Origin of the sequence: Methanoregula sp. (assembly GCA_041645435.1) — an archaeon.
Lineage (GTDB): Archaea > Halobacteriota > Methanomicrobia > Methanomicrobiales > Methanospirillaceae > Methanoregula.
Genome location: JBAZQB010000019.1, coordinates 1 through 2,789 on the forward strand (window position 1 = coordinate 1; position 2,789 = coordinate 2,789).

Below are 2,789 nucleotides of genomic sequence, written 5' to 3' on the forward strand. Positions count from 1 at the left end.
TCGTCGATACCTTGGGTGGCAATCGCGGTCCCTTCTTGGCTACCTCTCGACGTGTTTTGAATATGTGCCACTTCAAACACTCTCCTGTCTTGGTGGCAGTCTCCGGGCGCGGAGCGCCCGAATAACGTTTGAGCTAACCCGCGCTCAACTAACCTCTGCCTGTGTTCGTTGCTTGTTTTGGCTGCGGCCTGAGCCTAAAAATGACGCTCTTGGCGTCGGGTTGAGCGAATTGTTAGATGCCCCCTTGAGTTCTTGTTTGGTTTTTCACCCCTGCCTTCAAGAGTTTCGGTCCTCTGGTGCCTGGGATAATTTCAACAGGTTGAGGAATGACCCACGCCCATCCGAGTTTTTCAGCCCCTTTTATGCGACCCTGCTGGCAAAGTTGTCGAACCCTGACAGGCTTGACTCCCAGTTCTTCCGCTGCTTGAGAGACGGTGACCAGTTTCATCCTGCTACTTGCTGGTAAGAAAATTCACCGACATCCGTCTGGTGTTTGGCATGTTCAACCGTCATACTCACCAGTTGACCATCATTGTCCAATTCAACCAGGATATTCTCGTTCAGGTCATGGGTATCGGCTATTCTTTTATCACTGAAAGTCAGGAGCAAGGTATCGGTATCAGGGAAATATTTAACCTTCATGTTTCACCTCTCCGTGAATGTTCGATCAAAGAAGGCGTTGTGAACGGTTTCCCCGTCTTCAAGCAAAACGACTCTGAGATACTTGTTGTCGGCTTCCGCTATTCTGCCCCATCTTCGGATGCGACCATCTCTCTGGCGTACTTCCTTGATGGGATTTGAAACGACTTCCTCTATCCACTTCAACTGGATATCTTTCCGGTCTTCTCGCTGGCGTGTGTAAAGGAAGTACTGGGTGAATCTCATGTCTTGTGCCCTCTTTTGTACTCCAACTATATTTCCATCGATATAGTTTGTCAAGAGGAAAAGCCGCCTCTCTCTGTGAGTGGACATCTAACGTCCGGCATAACCCGCCCCAAGAGAATATGCCGGACAACCCTTGTTTTCAAAACCAACTCCCGGAAGCAAGACCGCACTTAAAAAATGACGCTCTGGCGGTCGGTTGCAATGAGTTGTTGGGCGGCCTTATTAAAAATGCTCACGTGTAGATATCGTCAGATTTCAACTTGGTTTCAAGATTAACAACACGCTTTTCCTGAGGACCTAAGACGGCAAGATCGTCCTGGGGTAGCGGTGAAGAGAGTTTGGGGGCCGGACTACCCGTTGTCCCGCCATTCAAAGGGATTTCATCAACATATGTGGCGTTCAAGTCCTCCAAAGCAAAGATGAAATCAGTCACTCCCCACAAAAACAAGAGCATTCCACCAAAGAAGCATAGTGCCCCTAGCCAGAAGTATATACCTCGAAACCACGCTTCAACGTCATAGATATCAATGGAATTGACATCTATCCCTTTCAACAGATCGACCATATATAGAAACGGAACGAAAAGAATTAAAAGAATTGTTGCTGAGATTAATTTCTGGGCAACTCTTATCAATTCAGAGCGCTTTTTGGGATTGCCCTTGATGTTGGATGCAGCCGAGAGAACAAGCCCGCCCAGTGTTGGGGCAACTGCAATTAGACTGAATTTAACTACTGGCGAAACTGATTGATTAGATTCGTTTGTTAGCAGATAGATGCTCAAAGGAACGAAAACAATCGGCCATGTGTAACAGTAAACTAATGACTGCACACGAGTACGTTGCGTACTTGTATCTTCACCAATGAGTCTTCGAAGTCTCGCCCATTTAGTCCATGAGAATGCCACCAATCCCACCAGAAGTATGACACCAACTAGCGCCCAGTTGAATTGATCCTCTATTTGCCACTCGTAGATTTCAACGACTGTGAAATAGATGACTATTCCTAGTATCAAGAAGCGTCTCAAATGATTTTTCCGTTTCATCTCAGATACGATTCAAATATGAGCTCGACCTGGAATATGCGCTAAGTGGAAATATAGTTACGCTAATGTATGCCACCCAATGCCGCGCTAAGCAGACGGGGGATTTATCCCCCGTTCTGTCTTCAGTGCGTTGTTATTCGGCGCGAAGCGACGGGTAACAGAACGCACTCTTAGCGCGGCATTATTCGGGCGGTCCAAACAATCCACGCTTGACTTGGTCATCTTTGCGCTCCGTCATTATTCGCGCTACCCGCGATTGACAATTTTGCCAATCACCCTCATCCTCGTCGATACCTTGGGTGGCAATCGCGGTCCCTTCTTGGCTACCTCTCGACGTGTTTTGAATATGTGCCACTTCAAACACTCTCCTGTCTTGGTGGCAGTCTCCGGGCGCGGAGCGCCCGAATAACGTCCGAGTTCAGCCGCCGGCAGGGATATGCCGGACGAACCACGGCGGCGCCGACCCCGATTTGCCTGTCATTATAGCACAGAACCCAACCCCTTCAGCCAACAGACCCCTTGAGCGCGCCGCCGGTTCAAATTCAGAACCGCCACCTGAAGCAGGACCACACTTAAAAAATGACGCCCTGCCGGTCGGTTGCAATGAGTTGTTAGATTGCTCTTGAGCCTATCGCAAAACAGCTCCTGTTTAATCCAAACACCGGGGAGCCTGGCGCACAAGATGCCTTTCCACAATCACGGGCGGAAGGGAAACCATTCTCGTTTCCAACCTGCTCCCGGCTTAACAGATTCCTGCCATAAACCGCCAGTCACACCGGTGGGGATTGCTTTCCAGCTTTGCCTTGGGCGACTGGCTCCCAAACAGATACGGGCTTTGGCTTCAACTGACCAGCTTTCATTC

The 2,789-nt window shown here is 49.2% G+C and carries 3 protein-coding genes; all 3 read right to left on the minus strand.

Going from position 1 to position 2,789, the window contains the following annotated elements; all coding sequences use genetic code 11:
• Positions 1 to 444: 444 nt before the first annotated feature.
• Complete coding sequence (locus WC593_15875; GenBank protein ID MFA4826627.1) at positions 445 to 642, minus strand: DUF2283 domain-containing protein; 198 nt, start codon at positions 640 to 642, stop codon at positions 445 to 447.
• Between the two features lie 3 nt (positions 643 to 645).
• A complete protein-coding gene (locus tag WC593_15880) occupies positions 646 to 939 on the minus strand; it encodes a hypothetical protein (protein ID MFA4826628.1) in 294 nt (97 codons plus the stop codon).
• 178 nt (positions 940 to 1,117) lie between these two features.
• Positions 1,118 to 1,927, minus strand: a complete 810-nt coding sequence (locus WC593_15885) for a hypothetical protein (protein MFA4826629.1) — start codon at positions 1,925 to 1,927, stop codon at positions 1,118 to 1,120.
• Between the last annotated feature and the right edge of the window lie 862 nt (positions 1,928 to 2,789).

Bases quoted from the DNA above. Each gene is read 5' to 3' on its own strand.
- WC593_15875 (MFA4826627.1), bottom strand. From the start codon at position 642: ATGAAGGTTAAATATTTCCCTGATACCGATACCTTGCTCCTGACTTTC.
- WC593_15885 (MFA4826629.1), bottom strand. From the start codon at position 1,927: ATGAAACGGAAAAATCATTTGAGACGCTTCTTGATACTAGGAATAGTC.